Source organism: Caldimonas manganoxidans ATCC BAA-369, from assembly GCF_000381125.1.
Lineage (GTDB): Bacteria > Pseudomonadota > Gammaproteobacteria > Burkholderiales > Burkholderiaceae_C > Caldimonas > Caldimonas manganoxidans.
Map to the genome: position 1 here is coordinate 38,364 of NZ_KB905946.1, position 18,841 is coordinate 57,204.

An 18,841-nucleotide genomic window follows, 5' to 3' on the forward strand; every position below is an offset into this window, starting at 1 on the left:
GCATGGTCGATGAATTGCTGGCCATCGCACGGCGCATCGCCGACGCGGGCACCACCGTGTTGATGGTCGAGCAAAACGTCCGCAAAGCCCTGGCAGTGGCCGATTGGGGCTATGTGCTCGAACGTGGCGTCCTCGTGGCCAGCGCGACCGCCTCGTTGCTGTCGCGCTCCACGGTGATCCGCCAGGCCTACCTGGGAGGCCCGTCGGGGGCCTCCTGCTCGTCTTCGTCCTCTGCCTCCGACACGAAGGAGAAGTCCATGTCCGACCTGTCCATGCTCATCAACGGCCTGGCCGTTTCCGCCGAGAAGGGTGCCACCTTCGAACGTCGCAACCCGCTCGATGGCAGTGTGGCCACGCGCGCGCCTGCGGCCAGCACTGCCGACGCCATCGCAGCCGTGGAAGCCGCTGCGCAAGCCTTCAAGACCTGGAGCCAGACCGGCCCTGGCGAACGTCGCGCGCTCCTGCTGAAAGCCGCTGACGCGCTGGAGGCCAAGACCCCCGAATTCATGGAAGCCGTGCCCGCCGAAACCGGCGCCACCGGCATGTGGGCTCACTTCAATGTCTTCCTGGCCGCCAGCATGTTGCGCGAAGCCGCCGCCCTGACCACGCAAATCACCGGCGAGTTGATCCCCTCGGACGTGCCGGGGTCCTTGGCCATGGGCGTGCGCCAGCCCGCCGGCGTGGTGCTGGGCATCGCCCCATGGAACGCCCCGATCATCTTGGGCGTGCGCGCCATCGCCACACCACTGGCCTGCGGGAATACCGTCATCCTCAAGGGATCGGAGAACTGCCCGCGCACCCACCAACTCATCATCCAAGCGCTGCAAGACGCAGGCTTCCCGCCCGGCGTGGTGAACTACATCACCAACGCCCCTGCCGATGCCGGCGCCGTGGTCGAAGCCATGGTGGCGCATCCGGCGGTCAAGCGGGTGAACTTCACCGGCTCCACCAGGGTCGGCAAGATCATTGCGATGACCTGCGCCAAGTACCTCAAGCCGGTGGTGTTGGAGTTGGGCGGCAAGGCCCCCATCGTGGTGCTCGACGATGCCGATCTGGACGATGCGGTCAATGCCACGGCCTTCGGCGCCTTTGCAAACTCTGGCCAGATCTGCATGAGCACCGAGCGCATCATCGTGGATAAGAAGATCGCCGAGGACTTCATCACCAAGCTGGTGGCCAAGGCCCGCGGGCTCCCCCTGGGCGACCCGCGTCAAAGCGACCCGGTGGTGCTGGGCTCGGTCATCGGCATGGGCACCGTGGAGCACTGCAATGCCCTGATCGACGACGCGCTGGCCAAGGGGGCCCGCCTGCTGTGCGGCGGCAAAGCAGACAACACCCTGATGCCGGCCACGCTGCTGGACCACGTGACGCCGGACATGAGGATCTACCGCGAGGAGACCTTCGGTCCGGTCAAGTGCATCGTGCGGGTCAAGGGTGTGGAAGAGGCCATCGCCTGCGCGAACGACAATGAATACGGATTGTCGGCGGCCGTCTTCGGGCGTGACATTGCACGCGCCATGCAGGTGGCGCGGCGCATCGAGTCCGGCATCTGCCACATCAACGGCCCCACCGTGCACGACGAAGCGCAAATGCCCTTTGGTGGGGTCAAAGCCAGCGGCTATGGCCGCTTCGGCGGCAAGGCCGGTGTGGCCGAGTTCACCGAGCTGCGCTGGATCACCGTGCAAACGGCTCCACGCCACTATCCTTTCTGATCGCACGAGACCCACCGCAAGGCGCGGGCCGCACCGCACGCGCCGATCGAACGGCAGACGGCCTGCCGGCAGCCCCGACCCTGGCGGGCTGCCTTCCAAGGAGCTATCGGCCCGCGCGGCGCGGCTGCAGCGCCCGCGCCAGCGGCGCATCACGTCGATAGACATCGTCGGCAAAGCGCACGGGCGCCCCCGCGGCCTCGGCCCAGGCCGTGAGGTATACCAAGGCCACCGACACCGGTGATTCGAGCCGCACGTATTGCGACGCCGCGGCATCGTCTCGCATCGCCGCGGCCACCCGCTGTGCATTCCACGGGGGTTGATCACGCAGCAGCCAAGTCGCCAGGGCGGCGGGCTCTTGCACGCGCACGCAGCCGTGGCTGAAGTCGCGACGCTCGCGCAGGAAAAGGCCGCGCGAGGGCGTGTCGTGCAGGTAGATGGCCTCGTCATTGGGCATCATGAATTTCACGGCGCCCAGGGCATTGGCTGGCCCGGGTTTTTGGCGCAAGCGCAGGCTGCCCGCGCGCAGCCCCGCCAGCGCCTCGGCCCCGAAAGGCACCACCGGCGAGTGGTCGGACGCTGCGGCCACCACTTCTTTGTCGTGGCGCTGCAGATAGCCCGGGTCCGCTTCGATGCGCGGCAGTTCTTCTTCGCGCAGGATGCTGGGAGGCACGTTCCAGTAGGGACGGAACACCAGGTAGCGCAGCTCCTCCATCATGGAGGGCGTGGGGTCTTTGCCGCTGCGGCCCACGATCACCCTCGACTCCAGCACCGGCGCCTCGGTGGCATCGGCATAGGCCCACAAACGGAACATCGGCACATTGACCACGATGAGAGGCCGGCCCGGCACGAAGGGCATCCAGCGCAGCCGCTCCAGGCTCAATTCGACCTGGCGCACACGCTGCCACAGCGGAACGTTGAGCGCCGCCACGGTCGACGGTCCGATGACGCCATCGTCATTCAGTCCATGACGAGCCTGAAAGCGCCGCACGGCCGGCTCCCAGGCCGGGTCATACATGTCCGGGTCGCCAGAGGCGGGCGCATCGCCTAGCAGCTCACCCAAAAAGCGCAGCCGCTCGAAGACCTGCCGGGCCTGGGGATGCGACTGGCCAGGGCGCAAGCCAGGGCGAAACACCGGCAATGCGACCCGCGTTTCCCGCGCTGCCTGGGCCCGCAGTGCGGGCAAGGTTGCACGCAGGGCCTCGTAGGCCGGCCAGGCGGGGCGCAGGGCCTGCAAGGCGCTGGCCAGCCGGCCGGCCTCCAGGGCGTGATGCAACACGGCGGCGAAGTCGGGCACCACGGTCGCAGGCCGACGCTTCCAGCCATCTCGGCGCGGATCGACCCGGCCCAAGTGCAGATCGCGCAGCAAGCGCAGCATGGCCACACTCAAACGCACATCGAGCGCCGACACGTCGGCAGCCTCGGCGTTGGGGGCGGCATCGAGTGCGGCGCCAACGGCCCGGGCGAGTTGATGCGCCTGGTAGTCGGCGGGGTGCAATCCATCGTCCTCGGCGGCGGCCAGCACCGACAGCGCCTCGGCCAACACAGGACGCGCCCGGCCCTGGGCATCGAACCACCGCCAGCCGCGAGGGCCCAATGCGTAGAAGCGCCGCAGGGCCTCGGCCTCGGCCGGCGCCACGGGCGCAGCCCAGACCGACTCGGGATGCTCAAGCCATGGGGTCGGCAGCGGTGCTGCCACGGTGCGCGGCACCGTGACGATGCCGGCACAGACGGCCACACAAATCGCAAAGCACAAAGCAGATCGACGCATGGGCTGCCAAGGGTAACGCCGATGCCGGCTTTGACGGCATCCCCCGAATCGGCGAGCCTGAGCCTAGTCCGCAGTGCCACGATGCGGCCGGCCGCGCCGCTTCGCCACGGATGCGCAAGATGCGCATGCAAGGCCCTCAAGCGGCCGCCGCTGGCGTGAGCAGCCGCTCGATAAGCTCACGCACGCTGCGAATTTGATCCCCAAAGGGCAACGCACCCACGCCGCGGAAAAACAGGCCTTTCTTCACATCGCCTCGCAAGGCCGCGGCCAGTTGATGGTCGATGCAAAACTGGCCCCAGCCCGGCCGTCCATCGCGCAGCCCGCATTGGGCCAGGCAATCGAAGGCCTTGGTGCAGCGACGCTTGGCGCGTGCGGCGGCTTGCAGTTTGGCCTCGATGCCCAAATAGGCTTTGAGCCAAGGGGTGAGCACCGCGCGCGCGGGCAGACCAGCCACGCTGGTGAACTCGACCATGTCCTCCTCGCGGGCTTGTGCCAGCACCCGTTTGAACTCCGGGTGTGCATCGCCTTCTTCGGTCACGGCAAACGGGGTGCCCAGCTGCACGGCGCTGGCCCCCAGCGACTGCACACGAGCGATGTCGGCATGCGTGCGAATGCCCCCGGCGGCAATGAGCGGGATCTCCCGCTCGATGCCGGCCTTGTGCAGGAACTCGCGGGTTTCGGGCAAGACCCGCTCGAAGTCGAATCGGGGGTCGTCCAGATCGGCGACCTTGGCAGCGCCCAGATGGCCCCCGGCCAGACGCGGATGCTCGATCACGATCGCATCGGGCAGACGCTTCTTGCGCTCCCACTTCTTCACCAGGAGCTGCACGCCGCGGCTGTCCGACAAGATGGGGATGAGCAGAGCCTTCGGATGGTCTTGCGCCAAATCGGGCAGGTCCAGCGGCAAGCCAGCGCCCACCACGATGGCGTCGATACCCGCTTCCAATGCACGCTTGACGCTGGCGGCATATTGGCTGACCGCGCGCATGACGTTCATCGCCAACAAACCTCGGCCAGCACTGCACTTGCGAGCCGCGGCCACCTCGCGGTCGATGGCTTCGAGGTTGGCCGCATCGATGGCCTGCTTGGCCGCTTCGCCGCTGCCCAAGCCACGAGTGCGATCCATCAGGTCGGGATGGTGACGGCGCAGGTCCACGCTGCTGAGTGTGCCCACACCGCCCAGCGCAGCCACGCTGCCGGCCAAACGATGGGCGGACACCCCCACCCCCATGCCGCCCTGGACGATGGGCAACAAACGCCGTCCCCGCAGGCGTAGCGCCGACAGGCCGCTGCGCTCGAGCAGCTCGGCCAATGCAGGTTCGACACAAGACGCGACTTCAGACATGAACACACCGCTCGATGGAGAGGGTGAGAAGGTAAGCGCATCTCGTCAGTCGTGACTTGAGCCTGCTCAATGAACGATCGTCGATGCAGCACGAGCACCGGCGGCTTGGCGCGTGAGACGACGTTGCCGGTGGGCCAGGCCGGCACAACGCCACCGACGGGCACATCGACCCCATGCATCTCACCGACTTCGATCACCTGGGGCTGCCCATGCAGTGCCCCATGACCTTGACGGCCACCTGACAACCCCATGCCGGCGTGCGACTTGAACGACCACACGCGCCCGCATCCCTCAGGACAAACCCGCGCGATAAGGTGGACGTAAGCCGGGCCGGTCACATTGCACTGCGTCGATGCAGCGTCGCGTGCTGCCACACGTTGGGACGGGCGGCGCCATCCACGCCCGCAATGCAATTTCTCGTTTCGAGAGGAGACACTCGATGGACAACGACAACGCGCAGGCTTACTGGTCGGCCACTCTGAGGTTGCTGACCAAGGTGCTGCTGATCTGGGCCCTGGTGTCCTATGGGGCCGGCATCTTGTTCGCCCCGGCCCTCAATGCCATTCATCTCGGGGGCTATCCCCTGGGTTTCTGGTTCGCCCAGCAAGGGTCGATCTACATCTTCATCGCGCTGATCTTCTGGTACGCCAAGAAGATGAAGCAGATCGACCGCCAATTCGGCATGCAGGAAGACTGATCGGGGGCGCACCATGGATCTTCAATGGATGACTTACCTGATCGTGGGGCTGAGCTTCGCGATCTATATCGGCATTGCCATCTGGGCCCGCGCCGGCAGCACCAAGGACTTTTATGTGGCCGGCGGTGGCGTGCACCCTGTCACCAATGGCATGGCCACGGCGGCCGATTGGATGAGCGCGGCCTCCTTCATCTCGATGGCCGGCCTGATCTCCAACATGGGCTACGGCGGCGCGGTGTTCCTGATGGGCTGGACCGGCGGCTATGTGCTGTTGGCTTGCCTGCTGGCGCCCTACCTGCGCAAGTTCGGCAAGTTCACGGTGCCCGAGTTCATCGGCGACCGCTACTACTCGCAGTTTGCCCGCAATGTGGCCGTGGTCTGTCTGTTGGTGGCTTCCATCACCTACATCATCGGTCAGATGACCGGGGTGGGCGTGACCTTCGCACGCTTTCTGGGCGTCACCAGCGACCAAGGCATCTACATCGGCATGGCCATCGTGTTCGCCTATGCGGTGTTCGGCGGGATGAAGGGCATCACCTACACCCAAGTGGCACAGTACATCGTGCTCATCCTGGCCTACCTGGTGCCGGCATTCTTCATTTCGCTGAATCTGACCGGACACTTCCTGCCGCAGCTGGGCCTGGGCGCGAACTTGGCAGGCACCGACGTGTCGCTGCTGTCCAAGCTCGATCAAGTGATCACCGATCTCGGCTTCGCACAGTACACGAGCAACACGGCCGGCAGCACGATCAACATGCTGTTCTACACCATCTCGCTGATGATCGGCACGGCCGGACTGCCGCACGTGATCGTGCGCTTCTTCACCGTGCCCAAGGTGGCCGACGCCCGGTCGTCGGCCGGTTGGGCCTTGGTGTTCATCGCGCTGCTGTACACCACCGCCCCGGCCGTGGGTGCCATGGCCCGTCTGAACCTGTTTGGCACCACCAACACGGCCGTGGGCATCACACAGAACGAGGCCGGACAGCTGGTCGTCGACCCCGAAGTGATCAAGGCCAAGCCTGACCTCTTCTCCCCCGAAGCCAGCCTGCCGTATGACAAGCGCCCCGAGTGGATGAAGCGCTGGGAAGCCACGGGTCTGCTGAAGTGGGAAGACAAGAATGGCGATGGCCGCATCCAGTTCTACAACAGTGCCACCAAGGACCCGGAGGTGCAGGCCAAGGCCGCGGCCGCCGGCTGGAAAGGCAATGAGCTGACGGTGAACGCCGACATCATCGTGCTGGCCAACCCAGAAATCGCGCGACTGCCCAACTGGGTGATCGCCTTGGTGGCCGCCGGCGGCCTGGCCGCAGCGCTGTCTACCGCAGCAGGCTTGTTGCTGGCGATTTCCTCGGCCATCTCGCACGACCTGATCAAAGGTGCGATCAAGCCCGATATCAGCGAAAAAGGCGAACTGGTGGCCGGCAAGATCGCCATGGCCGGCGCCATCTTCGTGGCCGGCTATCTGGGCTTGAACCCGCCGGGATTTGCCGCCGGAACCGTGGCCCTGGCCTTCGGCATCGCTGCTTCGACGATCTTCCCGGCCCTGATGATGGGGATCTTCAGCAAGACCGTGACCGACAAAGGCGCCAGCGCCGGCATGATCGCGGGTCTGGCCGTGACGCTGTTCTATGTGTTCGCACACAAGGGCATCTTCTTCATCAAGGGCACCGAGTATGTCCACCTCATCGGCGGAGCCAACAGCTTCTTCACCATCACCCCCGAAGCCTTCGGCACCGTGGGCGCACTGGTGAACTTCGCCGTGGCTTTTGTGGTCAGTAAGATGACGGCCCCCGTGCCCTCGCACATTGCCGCGATGGTGGACGCCGTGCGCACTCCCAAGGGCGCCGGTGCCGCCACGGCGCACTGAGCGGCACGCAGCCGCCGCGGGCCGTCTGTCTGCACGGCCCGCCCCGACCCCGCCGGTGCGCGGGGTCTTTTCTTGGCCAACAATCGACGCTGCGACGGTCCACGGTCATGAGCATCTATCTCCTCAATTGGTTCTTTCTGCTGGCGCTCGTTCCAGTGGCGTTTTTCTGGCTGCGACGCGCCTGGCGCATTGGGGTACGCCGCGACTTCTCGGAGGTGGCGCTCAAGAAGGGGCTGCCGCCGCCCGATGCCGAGCGCTACGCCCCCTATGAGCTGGCCATCAACCTGTTGGGGGGCCTCGTGTTGGTGGCGGTGTTGGTGGCGGTGCTGGGCTTCCAGGCGCTCAGCCGCGATGAATGGATTGCCATTGCCGGCTCGACGCTATGGATCAAGATCTTCGCCTCCCTCGCCCTGAGCCGGCAGGCCCATGGGTTTGCGGTGGCGGGCCGCCGGCGGCCTGGGAGTTCACCGTAAGGCCGCCGTCGAAGGCACAGGCACAATTCGTGTTGCAAAGAGAGCCTTGCCGCCATGAACGGCGCGCCCAGGATGAGGAGACACCGATGTTCAGGAGTCTGGGGGCGCAGCGGCTGGTGTTTGTGTTCTTCGCCGGCTGGCTGTTGCTGAACTTTCCGCTGATGGCGCTGTGGGACCGCGAGGCCACGGTGCTGGGGGTGCCGCTGTTCCCCGCAGCGCTTTTCCTGGTGTGGGCGGTGCTGATCGGCATGACCGCCTGGCTCGTGGAACGCCTGGACGACTGACATGGTGCTCAGCGCGCCGCTGGTCATCGTCACCGCCTTCGCTTACTTGCTGCTGTTGTTCGCCGTGGCCTACCATGGCGACCGTCGCGCGGCCGAGGGTCGCTCGATCATCGGCAATGCCTGGATTTACACCTTGTCGCTGGCGGTGTACTGCACCGCCTGGACCTACTTCGGCAGCGTGGGTCGCGCCGCCACTGCAGGCGTGTGGTTCCTGCCGATCTACCTGGGCCCGACGCTGGCCATGGTGCTGGCATGGATGGTGGTGCGCAAGATGATCCGCATCGCCAAGACGTACCGCATCACTTCCATCGCCGACTTCATCGCCAGCCGCTATGGCAAGAGCCCCGCCCTGGCCGGGCTGGTGACGCTGATCACGGTGGTGGGCATCGTGCCCTACATTGCGCTGCAGCTCAAAGCCATCTCCGTGGGCTACGGCCTGCTGACGCAGCCGCCGGCGTCCCCCGAGGGCGCGTCCGGCTCGGCCTGGTGGCAGGATACCGCGTTGTATGTCGCGCTGGTGCTGGCCGGCTTCACGATCGTCTTCGGGGTGCGCCACCTGGACAGCACCGAACGCCACGAAGGCATGGTCGCAGCCATTGCTTTTGAGTCGCTGGTCAAGCTGCTGGCCTTCCTGGCCGTCGGCGTCTTCGTCACCTGGGGGCTGTACGACGGCCTGGGTGATCTGTTCGGCCGGGCCCTGGCCGACCCGGAACTGGCTGCCCTGCTCAGCCCCTCCCAAGGCGCGGGGCAGGGCCATGGATTTGCCTACGGCTCGTGGTTCGCGCTGACGCTGCTGTCGATGCTGTCGGTCATCTTCTTGCCGCGGCAGTTCCAAGTGATGGTGGTGGAAAACGTCGATGAGAACCACCTCAAACGCGCCGCCTGGGCCTTCCCGGCCTACATGCTGCTCATCAATCTCTTCGTGCTGCCCATCGCGCTGGGCGGATTGATGCACTTCGACAAGGGCAGCCACGACCCCGAGGGCTTCCTGATCTCGCTGCCGCTGTCGGCCGACCAACAGGCCTTGGCCTTGTTGGCCTTCATCGGTGGCCTGTCGGCCGCCACGGGCATGGTCATCGTCGAGTCGATCGCCGTCTCGACCATGGTATGCAACGATCTGATCATGCCCTGGCTGCTGCGCACCCGGCGCGTGCAAGCCCGCTCGGGCGGCGATCTCACCGGGGTGCTGTTGGGCATCCGGCGCGCGGCCATCGTGGGCATCTTGCTACTGGGCTACTTGTACTTCCACCTCGCCGGTGAAGCCTACGCGCTGGTGAGCATCGGTCTGATCAGTTTTGCCGCGGTGGCCCAGTTCGCGCCGGCGATGCTGGGGGGCATGTATTGGAAAGGCGGCACCCGCGAAGGCGCGATGGCCGGCCTGTTGGCCGGTTTTACCCTGTGGATGTACACGCTGTTGTTGCCTTCACTGGTCAAGTCGGGCTGGCTGGAGACCTCGCTGCTGGAGCACGGCCCCTTCGGCTGGGAACTGCTCAAGCCCGAGGCCTTGCTCGGCCTCAGCGGACTGGACCCGCTCACGCACTCCTTGTTCTGGAGCCTGTTGGCCAACATCGGCGCCTATGTGGGCCTGTCCTTGTGGCGCGGACCCTCGGCCCATGAAACCAGCCAGGCCATGCTGTTCGTCGACGTGTTCGATCGCACCCAGGCCACCCGTCCGGTGTTCTGGCGCGGCCGCGCGCACGTGGCCGATTTGTTGCCGCTGGTCTCACGCTTTCTCGGTCCGGCACATGCCCAGCGGCTGTTCGAGGACTATGCCCGCCAGGTCGGTGCGCCCAGCATCGAGCGCATCCCGGCCGACGCCCGCCTGGTGCACTACGTGGAAACCCAGCTCGCCGGCGCCATCGGCAGCGCCTCGGCGCGCGTGATGGTGGCCTCGGTGGTCGAAGAAGAAGCCCTGGATCTGGACGACGTGATGCGCATGCTGGAGGAAACCTCGCAACTGCGAGCCCACTCGCGCGAGCTGGAGGAAAAATCGCGTGCGCTGGAGCAGCTCACGGCCGAGTTGCGCCAAGCCAATGAGCAGCTCAAAAGCCTCGACCGCTTGAAGGATGATTTCATGTCCTCGGTCACGCATGAGTTACGCACACCGCTGACCTCCATCCGGGCGCTGTCCGAACTGATGCTCGACGACGCGGACATGGATCGCGCCCAGCGCCAGCAATTCCTGGGTCTCATCGTCAGCGAAACCGAACGCCTGAGCCGACTGGTCAACCAGGTGCTGGACATGGCCAAGATCGAGTCGGGCCACGCCGAATGGCACCCCACCGACGTGGACTTGGCCGCGCTGTTGGAGCAAGCCGTCAACACCACGCGAGAGCTCTTCCACGAGCGCGGCGCCCAAGTCCACCTGCATCTGCCACCGGGCTTGCGCACGCTGCGCACCGACCGCGACCGGCTGATGCAGGTGATGTTCAACCTGCTGACCAATGCCGCCAAGTTCGTGCCGCAGGGCCGCGGCCGCGTGGACGTTCGGGTCCTGCCCGACGAGCGCGGCGTTCGCATCGAGGTGCAAGACAATGGCCCCGGCGTCCCCGAGTCGCTGCGGTCCACGGTGTTCGAAAAATTCCGTCAGGGCGGGGACGAGAGCATCCGCCGTCAAGGCACCGGGCTGGGCTTGCCCATCAGCCGGCAGATCGTGGAGCATTTCGGCGGACGCATGTGGTTGAGCGAGGAAGACGGCCCCGGCGCCTGCTTCTGCCTGTGGATGCCCTGGACGCCCACGAACGAATCGATGCATCAAGAACGCCCCACCGGAGACGAGCATGCCTGCCAAGATCCTCATCGCGGACGATGAGCCCAACATCTTGCTGTCGCTGGAATACCTGATGAAGCGCGAGGGCTATGAGGTGAGCTTGGCGCGTGATGGTCAGGAGGCCCTGGAGGCCATCCGTGCCGACCCGCCGGCCCTGGTGCTGCTCGATGTGATGATGCCGCGCCGCAACGGCTTCGAAGTGTGCCAGGAAGTGCGCAGCGACGAGCGCCTGCGCGGCGTGCGCATCTTGATGCTCACTGCCAAAGGGCGCGACACCGACATCGCCAAAGGGTTGGCGTTGGGTGCCGACGCCTATGTGACCAAGCCCTTCTCCACCAAGGACCTGGTGGGCAAGGTGCGCGAGATGCTGGAGGCACAGGGCTCGTGAGGATCGATCGCCGCTTCGTGCTGGCCTTGCTGGCCTTCGCGCTGGCGCTGCTGTCGTGGGGCGCGCTGAGCGTGGCGCTGGTGTGGTCCACCGTCGATGAGCCCCAGCGCCACATGCTGCGCACGGTGTTGACCGAGCGAGCCCCCTTGATCGCCATGGCCTTCGTCGTCACGTTGGGCCTGGTCGTGTTGCTGTTGCGCCCGGTTTATCGGCGCTGGATCACCGCGGCGGCCCGACTGGCCGAGGACACCCAAACCGTGCTGGGCACCGGCGTCGTGCGCGAAATCACCCCGCGAGGCAGCGCCGAGCTGCGTGCACTCACCGGGGTGATCAACGAACTCGTGCGCCAACGCGCGCGGCTGCGCGAGGACATGGCCCAGCAAGTGCGCCTGGCCAGCCAACGCATCGAACAGGAACGCTCGCGCCTGGCCGCGCTGATGGCCGAGCTCCGGCAAGCCGTGGTGGTGTGCAACCTCGACGGACGCATGCTGCTGTACAACGCCCGTGCGCGCAGCCAGTTCCGTGCCCTGTCCAGCACGCCGGCCCTGGCCGACGGAGCCGAATTGATCGGTCTGGGCCGCTCGATCTACACCGTGATCGACCGCCGTCTGGTGGCCCATGCGCTAGACCTCCTACGCCGTCAAATGGCACGTGGTCAGCCCGAGCCCTCGGCCCAGTTCGTCACCAGCACGCCCACGGGCCAGCTGTTGCGCGTGCAGATGACGCCGGTGCGCGATCCATCGGAGTCGGGCCTGGGCGGCTTTTTGCTGATGCTGGAGAACATCACCGAGGCCTTCGAGGCCGAAAGCGAGCGCGACCGCGTCTTGCACGACCTCATCCAAGGCACGCGCGCCTCGCTGGCGTCGCTGCGGGCGGCCGTCGAAGTGCTGGATGATCCTGCACTGGACGCATCGATGCGTGAGCGCTTGCAGCACGTGGTGCGCGAGGAAACGGCCACGATGAGCCGCCGGCTCAACGACCTGGCCCAGCGCAGCACCGAAGCGCGGCGCACCCGCTGGCCGCTGGAGGACATGCTCGGCGCCGACTTCGTCGCCGCCGCCGCCCAGCGTCTGCAAGCCATCCACGGCGCTCGTGTGAACGTCGGCGAGGTCGATGCCACCGTGTGGCTGCGCGTGGACAGCTTCTCGTTGCTGCAGGCCCTGGCCTACCTGGCCGGCCGGCTGGTGGACGAGTACCAGGTGCGCTATTTGCAGTTGCGCCTGGCCCCGGCCGGCGCACATGCCCACCTGGACCTGGTCTGGCCCGGCCAGGCGATGAGCACCGAGACCGTGATGAGCTGGGAGCTCGACCCCATGCAGGGCGGCGCGGGCGCCTCCCCGCTGAGCGTGCGCGAAGTGCTCGACCGCCACGGCGGCGAATTCTGGTTCGAACGCGAGCGCACGCGCAATCAGGCCTTCTTCCGTTTCCTGCTCCCGCAGGCCACTGCCCCGGAAGCCCCCCCGGCAACAGCCCTGCTCCCTCAGGACCGCCGGCCGGAGTTCTACGATTTCGATCTGTTCCAGACCAGCGATTCCAACCAAGACCTGGCCGAGCGCCGGCTCGTGGACCTGGTCTACACCGTGTTCGACACCGAAACCACGGGCTTGGAGCCCACCGGCGGGGACGAAATCATCCAAATCGGTGCCACGCGCATCGTCAATGGCAAGTTGCTGCGCCAAGAATGCTTCGAGCAACTGGTCGATCCCCAACGCCCGATCCCGCCGGCCTCCACGGCCATCCACGGCATCACGCCGGAGATGCTGTTGGGCCAACCCACCATCGACAAAGTCCTGCACGCCTTTCACGCATATGCCCGCGACACGGTGCTGGTGGCGCACAACGCGGCCTTCGACATGCGCTTTTTGCAGCTGAAGGAAGCCCGCACCGGCGTGCGCTTCGACCAGCCGGTGTTGGACACCCTGCTGCTGTCGGCCGTGGTGCACCCGCACCAAGACTCCCATCAGCTGGAGGCCATCGCCGAACGTCTGGGCGTGACGGTGTTCGGCCGCCACACCGCGCTGGGCGACGCCATCGTCACGGCCGAGATCTTCCTCAAACTCCTCCCCCTGCTGGCCGCCCAAGGCATCCACACGCTCGCGCAGGCGCGGGAAGCGTCGAAAAAGACCTATTACGCCCGCATCCAATACTGAGCATGGCCTCTCACCTGGGCTGATCCCCACCGCAGCCAGCGCGATCTTCGCACTCTGGTCCGCCCCTCCCCCTCAAGCGGCAGACCACACGGGCCGATAACCGTTGCATCCAAGCCCCCCTCGTCAGCACGGAGGGGGTCGTACGGCCATCGACGGGATTCTTGACCATGAAATTCATCCAACACTGGCGCGTGGGCACCCAGCTCATCGGCGGGTTCATCGCGGTATGCACCATCGGCGCGATGATCGGCGCCGTGGGCTTGTGGCGCACGTCCCAGATGAACGAGTACGCCCAAGCCATGTACCAACGGCAAGTCCTTGGGCTCAATGCAGCGTCCGACACCGCCTTGATGCTGCAAGCCACCAACCGAGCAGCCATGGATGCCGTGTTTGCCGACACCTTGACCACCCGCAAAGAGCGCGTGGACACCGCGCAGCAGCGCATGCGCCAAACACTGGAGCTGCTGGATCAGACCGACAACTATTTCACTACCCCCGAAGGCAAGCAAATGGTGCAAGCCGCGCGCGAGCAGCTGGGCAAGGTGCAGCAGGCCTTGAGCGAACTGCTCACCCGGCTGGACAGCGAGCCGCCGGGCGAAGCCTGGACGGCGGTCCACATGCTCAGCGAAGACTTGCGGCCCGTGATCAGTGAAGCCGAAACCCGGCTGTCCGCACTCAAGCAACGCAAGCAGGCCAACGTCCAGGAATTGGCCGAAGCCACCTCGGCCGCCTTTGCCAGCGGGCGCATTGCGATGATCGGGCTGATCTTGGCCGGCGTGGCCACGGGCCTGGGGCTGGGCGTGTGGCTGACTCGTCGGCTGACGCGCCAGCTCGGCGGCGAGCCGGCCGAGGTGGCGGCCGTGGCCAATGCGATCGCGCAAGGCGATTTGACCACGTCGATCGATCTCTCACGCGCCAAGCCGGGCAGCGTGGTGATGGCCATGCATGCGATGCAAGAGTCTTTGCGCCGCGTGGTCGGCAGTGTGCGCGCCAGCAGCGACCACATTGCCACGGGCTCCAACCAGATTGCCGCGGGCAATGCCGATTTGTCCCAGCGCACCGAGGAGCAGGCGAGCAATCTGCAGCAAACGGCCGCCTCGATCGAACAGTTGGTGAGCACCGTGCAGCACAATGCCGAGACCGCCCGCCAAGCGGCCCAGTTGGCCGGCGTGGCCAGCGACGTGGCCAGCAAAGGCGGTCAAGTGGTGGGCGAGGTGGTGCACACCATGGGCGAGATCAATGCCAGCTCCAAGAAAATCGCCGACATCATCGGCGTGATCGATGGCATTGCCTTCCAAACCAACATTCTGGCGCTCAATGCCGCGGTGGAAGCCGCGCGCGCCGGCGAACAAGGCCGCGGCTTCGCGGTGGTGGCCGGCGAGGTGCGCAACCTTGCCCAGCGCAGTGCCCAGGCGGCCAAGGAAATCAAGAGCCTGATCCAGGCCAGCGTGGAGAAGGTGGAAGCCGGCAGCGGCCTGGTGGATCAGGCCGGGCAGACGATGAGCGACATCGTGGCCCAGGTCAAGCGCGTGACCGATCTGATCCAGGAAATCAGCGCGGCCACCATCGAGCAGACCTCCGGCCTGAACCAGATCAACGACGCCGTGGGCCAGCTGGACCAAGTGACGCAGCAAAACGCCGCGCTGGTGGAGCAATCGGCCGCTGCCGCCGACAGCCTGGCCCAGCAGGCGCGCCGTTTGGTGGAGGCCGTCGCGCAGTTCAAGCTCAGCGAGCAGCACGCCGCCGCACTGATCGAGCGGGCCCAGGCGTCCAGCCGGAATGCCGTGGCGGCTCCCTCCGAGCCACCGCCGATGCAAGCCACCGACGGCGGTTGGCGCGAGCACTGAGCATCGCGCGCCCAGGCTAGAACCACCCCGACTGGAAACGCTGCTCCAGCACACTTTGCAAGGTGTGAACGATGTCGAAGGCTTCCTTGAGCTGACTGCGCTCGAAATGCGACAGCCCTTCGACGACGAGGAAGTTGTCCGGCGCCATTCCTTGCGCGATCTGGCCCGCCTGGTGGCGGATGCGCAATGCCGCTAGAAATTCCAGCGCCTGGCGCAGGTCGCGCACGCTCTGGGCGCTGATCTCGCCGCCGTCGGCCGCACGCTGCAAGCGCTCGTGTGTGTTGACCTCCTTCAAAGCCCCGGCCAGCGCGTAGATGCGCGCCAGATCGACGATGGGCACGATGCCGCTGTGCTTCAGATCGATGGCACCGCGATGCTCGCCGCTGCGAATGGGGGCAATACCGCCAAACAGCCCTCGCGGCGGCCGATGGGCCAGCGCGTTGCCCACCATATGTGCCAGAAAGATGCCGTTGCCGCGCGTGCGCTCGAGCATGTCGCTGCGCAGCGAATCGAGCACATCGGTGCGGCCATGCACCGCACGCAGATCGAAAAATACGCAGGTGAGCATCAGCGCCTTGGGTTCGGGCTCGCCGATCCAGGTGCGGAAATACTGACGCCAGCGACGCAAGGGCTGCCGCCAAGCCGGCGTCATGGCCATCATCTCGCCCGGGCAATGCACATAACCGCAGGCGGCCAGGCCCTCGCAGACCCAGCGCGCGAAAGCCTCGAAGTAGGCCCCGTGGCGAGCTTCGTCGTAGCCGTCGTCCAAGATCAGGCAATTGTCCTGATCGGTCTTGGCCGTCTGTTCGCAGCGGGCCTGCGAGCCGGCAGCCACCCAGACATAGTCTACCGGCGGCGGGCCCAGCCGGTTCTCTGCAAGCTGGATCAGCCGAACGGTGAAGGCATCGGTGACGGCGGTGATCAAATGCCCCGTGGCATGGGCTGAAGCGTCGGCCGCCGCGAGGTGGCGCTGCAGCTCGGGCAAGCGCCGGCTCAGGCGGACCAGGCCGTCCAGATCGGCTTGCTTGTAGATCTCTCCGACGAGATAGACGGCGGTGGTGCCATGCCGCTCGGTGAGGTCGCGCGCCGTGACCAGGCCGGTGACACGCGACCCGTTCATCAGCGGCAGATGATGGATATTGTGTTGCGCCATCAGCATCAGCGCCTCGATCGCCGGGCGGCTCTCATCCAAGGTCAGGGGGGCCAGCGTCGCGATGTCCAACACCGGACGGGACGGATCCAGCCCGGCAGCCACGACCCGGTTGCGCAAGTCGCGGTCGGTCACCAGCCCAAACAGCCGGCCTTGTTCGACCACCAACACCGACGACACGCCCTGCTGCTGCATGAGCTGCGCCGCCTCTCGCACACTGGCCGTGGGCGGCACCGTGACCGGCGCGCGCCAGCGCAAGCTCGACAACGGCTCGTTCAGCAGATGCAGGTGCTGCTCGCGGCGGCCGGTCGCCCGATGGGGCTCGGACGGTGGCGCCGACGGTTCCAGACCCGACGGGGGAGCATCCATGGCCCCATCATCGCCGGCCAGCCCCGACCTGACCAGAGGGGAAACCGAGAAGCCTCGAGCGCTTGGCGGCCCGCTGGATCCGCGCCACCGCACCCAGGTCTTGAGGGGCGTCAAGCCGCCCGCCCTGCCGGCAAGAACTCACCAGGCGTCGAGATAGCGCCCTGCCGGCTCGCCCACACGGGCCGAGGCCAGCGCGCGCGCCAGCCAGGAGCGTGTGTCGGCCGGGTCGATCACCGCATCGATCTCCAAGGTCTGCGCCATGTGCAGCGCCGCACCGCGGGCCCGCTGCTCGGCCAGCAAACGCTCGAACAAGGCCTGCCGCGCGGGGCCCTCGGGCTGGGCTTCGAGCTCTTTGCGATACCCCAGGCGCACCGCGCCTTCCAAGCCCATGGCGCCAAATTCACCGGTGGGCCAGGCGGCCGTGGCCATGGGCGCATGCAGGCTGCCGCCGGCCAAGGCCATCGCGCCCAGACCGTAAGCCTTGCGCAGCACCACGGCCAGCCAGGGCACGCGCTTGCGTGCTGCGGCCAGGAACAAGCGGCTCACGTGGCGCACCTGGGCCTGCGCCTCGGCCTGCGGCCCCACCAAGAATCCGGGCGTGTCGATGAGCGAGACGATGGGCAGGCCATGCACATCACACAACTGCACGAAGCGCGCCGCTTTGTCCGCCGCCTCCGCATCGACGGCGCCGCCCAAATGCGCCGGATTGCTCGCCAACAAACCCACCGGTCGGCCCTCGATGCGGGCCAGGGCCGTCAACACGCTGCGCCCGAATCCCTCACGCAATTCCAGCACCGAGCCCGCATCGGCCACGGCCCGCATCACCGCCCGCATGTCGTAGGCGCGCAAGCGGTTTTCGGGAACGGCCTCGCGCAAGACCGCGAGGTCGCTCCAGTCCCATTCGCTCACCCGGCCCTGAAAATACGACAGATACTGGCGCGCCACACGCACCGCGGCGGCCTCGTCGTCCACCAGCACATCGATCACCCCGTTGCGGGCTTGCACTTCGCTGGGCCCGATGTCCTCGGCACGGTAAACGCCCAAACCCGCGCCTTCGATCATGGCCGGTCCGCCCATGCCGATGCAACTGTCGCGCGTGGCGATGATGACATCGCAACACCCCAACAACGCGGCATTGCCGGCAAAACAACGCCCGGCGGCGATGCCCACCACCGGGACCAGGCCCGACAGCCTGGCGCAACTGGCAAACGTGGGCAGGTGCAATCCGGCCACCACCGGCCAATCCGTATCGCCCGGGCGGCCACCGCCCCCCTCGGCAAACAACACCACCGGCAGCCGCTGCTCGAGGGCGATCGCCAACATCCGGTCGGTCTTTTGGTGGCTGCGCGCGCCCTGGGTGCCGGCCAACACCGTGGCGTCATAGGCCATCACGACACAGCGTGAAGCCTCTTCGCCGAACCAGGCACTGTTGACCGAGCCGATACCGGTGACGATGCCATCGGCCGGGGTGTAGCGCTGCAAGTCCTCCAGGCTGCGCCGACGGCTCTGCGCAGCGATGGCCAGTGCCCCATACTCGATGAAGCTGCCCGGGTCGCACAGGTCGGCGATGTTTTCGCGTGCCGTGCGCAAGCCCTGGGCGTGACGACGCGCCACTGCCTCGGGCCGGGCGGCATCCTGCGTCAGCGCCAAGCGCTCGCGCAGCCGCTGCAGGTCGGCGCGCTCGCGGCAAGCCGGCGGCATCGCCGCCGTGGCCTCGCAGGCGCTTGGCAAGGCCGGCTCCGCAGGGCCCAGCCGCAGCAAGGCGGCGCCTTCTTGCACCAACTCCCCCACGGCGGCCAGCCACTCGCGCACCACACCATCGGACGGCGCGCAGATTTCGTGCTCCATCTTCATGGCTTCGAGCACCAGCAGTGGTTGTCCGGCGCGCACGGTCTGGCCAGGCCGAACGAGGAATTCAACCACCGTCGCGCTGGTGGGAGCGTGCACGAGATCGGTCGGCATGGTGGTCCTCGAGACGAAAGCAACACAAGCAGCTTTATCCCTCCAAGGCGCGGTCCATG

12 protein-coding genes and 1 pseudogene are annotated in these 18,841 nt (G+C 66.6%); 9 read left to right on the plus strand and 4 right to left on the minus strand.

What is annotated here, in order from left to right; all coding sequences use genetic code 11:
• The first annotated feature begins 257 nt into the window (after nucleotides 1-257).
• Nucleotides 258-1,712: an aldehyde dehydrogenase gene (locus F615_RS20440; RefSeq protein ID WP_026330235.1), complete on the plus strand. Its 1,455-nt coding sequence runs from the start codon at nucleotides 258-260 to the stop codon at nucleotides 1,710-1,712.
• 103 nt (nucleotides 1,713-1,815) lie between these two features.
• Here F615_RS20440 and F615_RS18290 read toward each other — a convergent pair whose 3' ends face one another.
• Nucleotides 1,816-3,480 (minus strand): L,D-transpeptidase family protein, encoded by a 1,665-nt coding sequence (locus F615_RS18290; RefSeq protein ID WP_083932457.1) that lies wholly within the window; start codon nucleotides 3,478-3,480, stop codon nucleotides 1,816-1,818.
• 136 nt (nucleotides 3,481-3,616) lie between these two features.
• Nucleotides 3,617-4,825, minus strand: a complete 1,209-nt coding sequence (locus F615_RS0110800; RefSeq protein WP_026330236.1) for an NAD(P)H-dependent flavin oxidoreductase — start codon at nucleotides 4,823-4,825, stop codon at nucleotides 3,617-3,619.
• Between the two features lie 439 nt (nucleotides 4,826-5,264).
• Between F615_RS0110800 and F615_RS0110805 the strand changes: the two genes are divergently transcribed.
• From F615_RS0110805 to F615_RS20690, 8 genes are all read left to right on the plus strand, one after another.
• Entirely contained in the window at nucleotides 5,265-5,522 is a 258-nt protein-coding gene (locus F615_RS0110805; protein WP_019561202.1) for a DUF4212 domain-containing protein, read from the plus strand.
• 13 nt (nucleotides 5,523-5,535) lie between these two features.
• Complete coding sequence (locus F615_RS0110810; protein ID WP_026330237.1) at nucleotides 5,536-7,389, plus strand: sodium:solute symporter family protein; 1,854 nt, start codon at nucleotides 5,536-5,538, stop codon at nucleotides 7,387-7,389.
• 107 nt (nucleotides 7,390-7,496) lie between these two features.
• Nucleotides 7,497-7,862: a hypothetical protein gene (locus tag F615_RS0110815; protein WP_019561204.1), complete on the plus strand. Its 366-nt coding sequence runs from the start codon at nucleotides 7,497-7,499 to the stop codon at nucleotides 7,860-7,862.
• An 86-nt stretch (nucleotides 7,863-7,948) separates the two neighbouring features.
• Nucleotides 7,949-8,146, plus strand: coding sequence for a hypothetical protein (locus F615_RS0110820; protein ID WP_019561205.1), 198 nt, complete (start codon nucleotides 7,949-7,951; stop codon nucleotides 8,144-8,146).
• A gap of 1 nt (nucleotide 8,147) precedes the next feature.
• A complete protein-coding gene (locus tag F615_RS0110825) occupies nucleotides 8,148-10,958 on the plus strand; it encodes a sensor histidine kinase (protein WP_019561206.1) in 2,811 nt (936 codons plus the stop codon).
• Nucleotides 10,927-11,304, plus strand: a complete 378-nt coding sequence (locus F615_RS0110830) for a response regulator transcription factor (RefSeq protein WP_019561207.1) — start codon at nucleotides 10,927-10,929, stop codon at nucleotides 11,302-11,304. Before F615_RS0110825 ends, F615_RS0110830 begins: the two co-directional genes overlap by 32 nt.
• Complete coding sequence (locus F615_RS0110835; RefSeq protein ID WP_019561208.1) at nucleotides 11,301-13,454, plus strand: 3'-5' exonuclease; 2,154 nt, start codon at nucleotides 11,301-11,303, stop codon at nucleotides 13,452-13,454. Before F615_RS0110830 ends, F615_RS0110835 begins: the two co-directional genes overlap by 4 nt.
• A 167-nt stretch (nucleotides 13,455-13,621) precedes the next feature.
• Complete coding sequence (locus tag F615_RS20690) at nucleotides 13,622-15,301, plus strand: methyl-accepting chemotaxis protein (RefSeq protein WP_019561209.1); 1,680 nt, start codon at nucleotides 13,622-13,624, stop codon at nucleotides 15,299-15,301.
• A gap of 16 nt (nucleotides 15,302-15,317) precedes the next feature.
• Here the strand turns inward: F615_RS20690 and F615_RS0110845 are convergent, their stop codons facing one another.
• Both F615_RS0110845 and F615_RS18295 read right to left on the minus strand, forming a co-directional pair.
• Complete coding sequence (locus F615_RS0110845; protein ID WP_019561210.1) at nucleotides 15,318-16,820, minus strand: DUF294 nucleotidyltransferase-like domain-containing protein; 1,503 nt, start codon at nucleotides 16,818-16,820, stop codon at nucleotides 15,318-15,320.
• Between the two features lie 138 nt (nucleotides 16,821-16,958).
• Nucleotides 16,959-18,782 (minus strand): annotated as a pseudogene (locus F615_RS18295) (carboxyl transferase domain-containing protein); the annotation flags it as partial.
• Nucleotides 18,783-18,841: the final 59 nt, after the last annotated feature.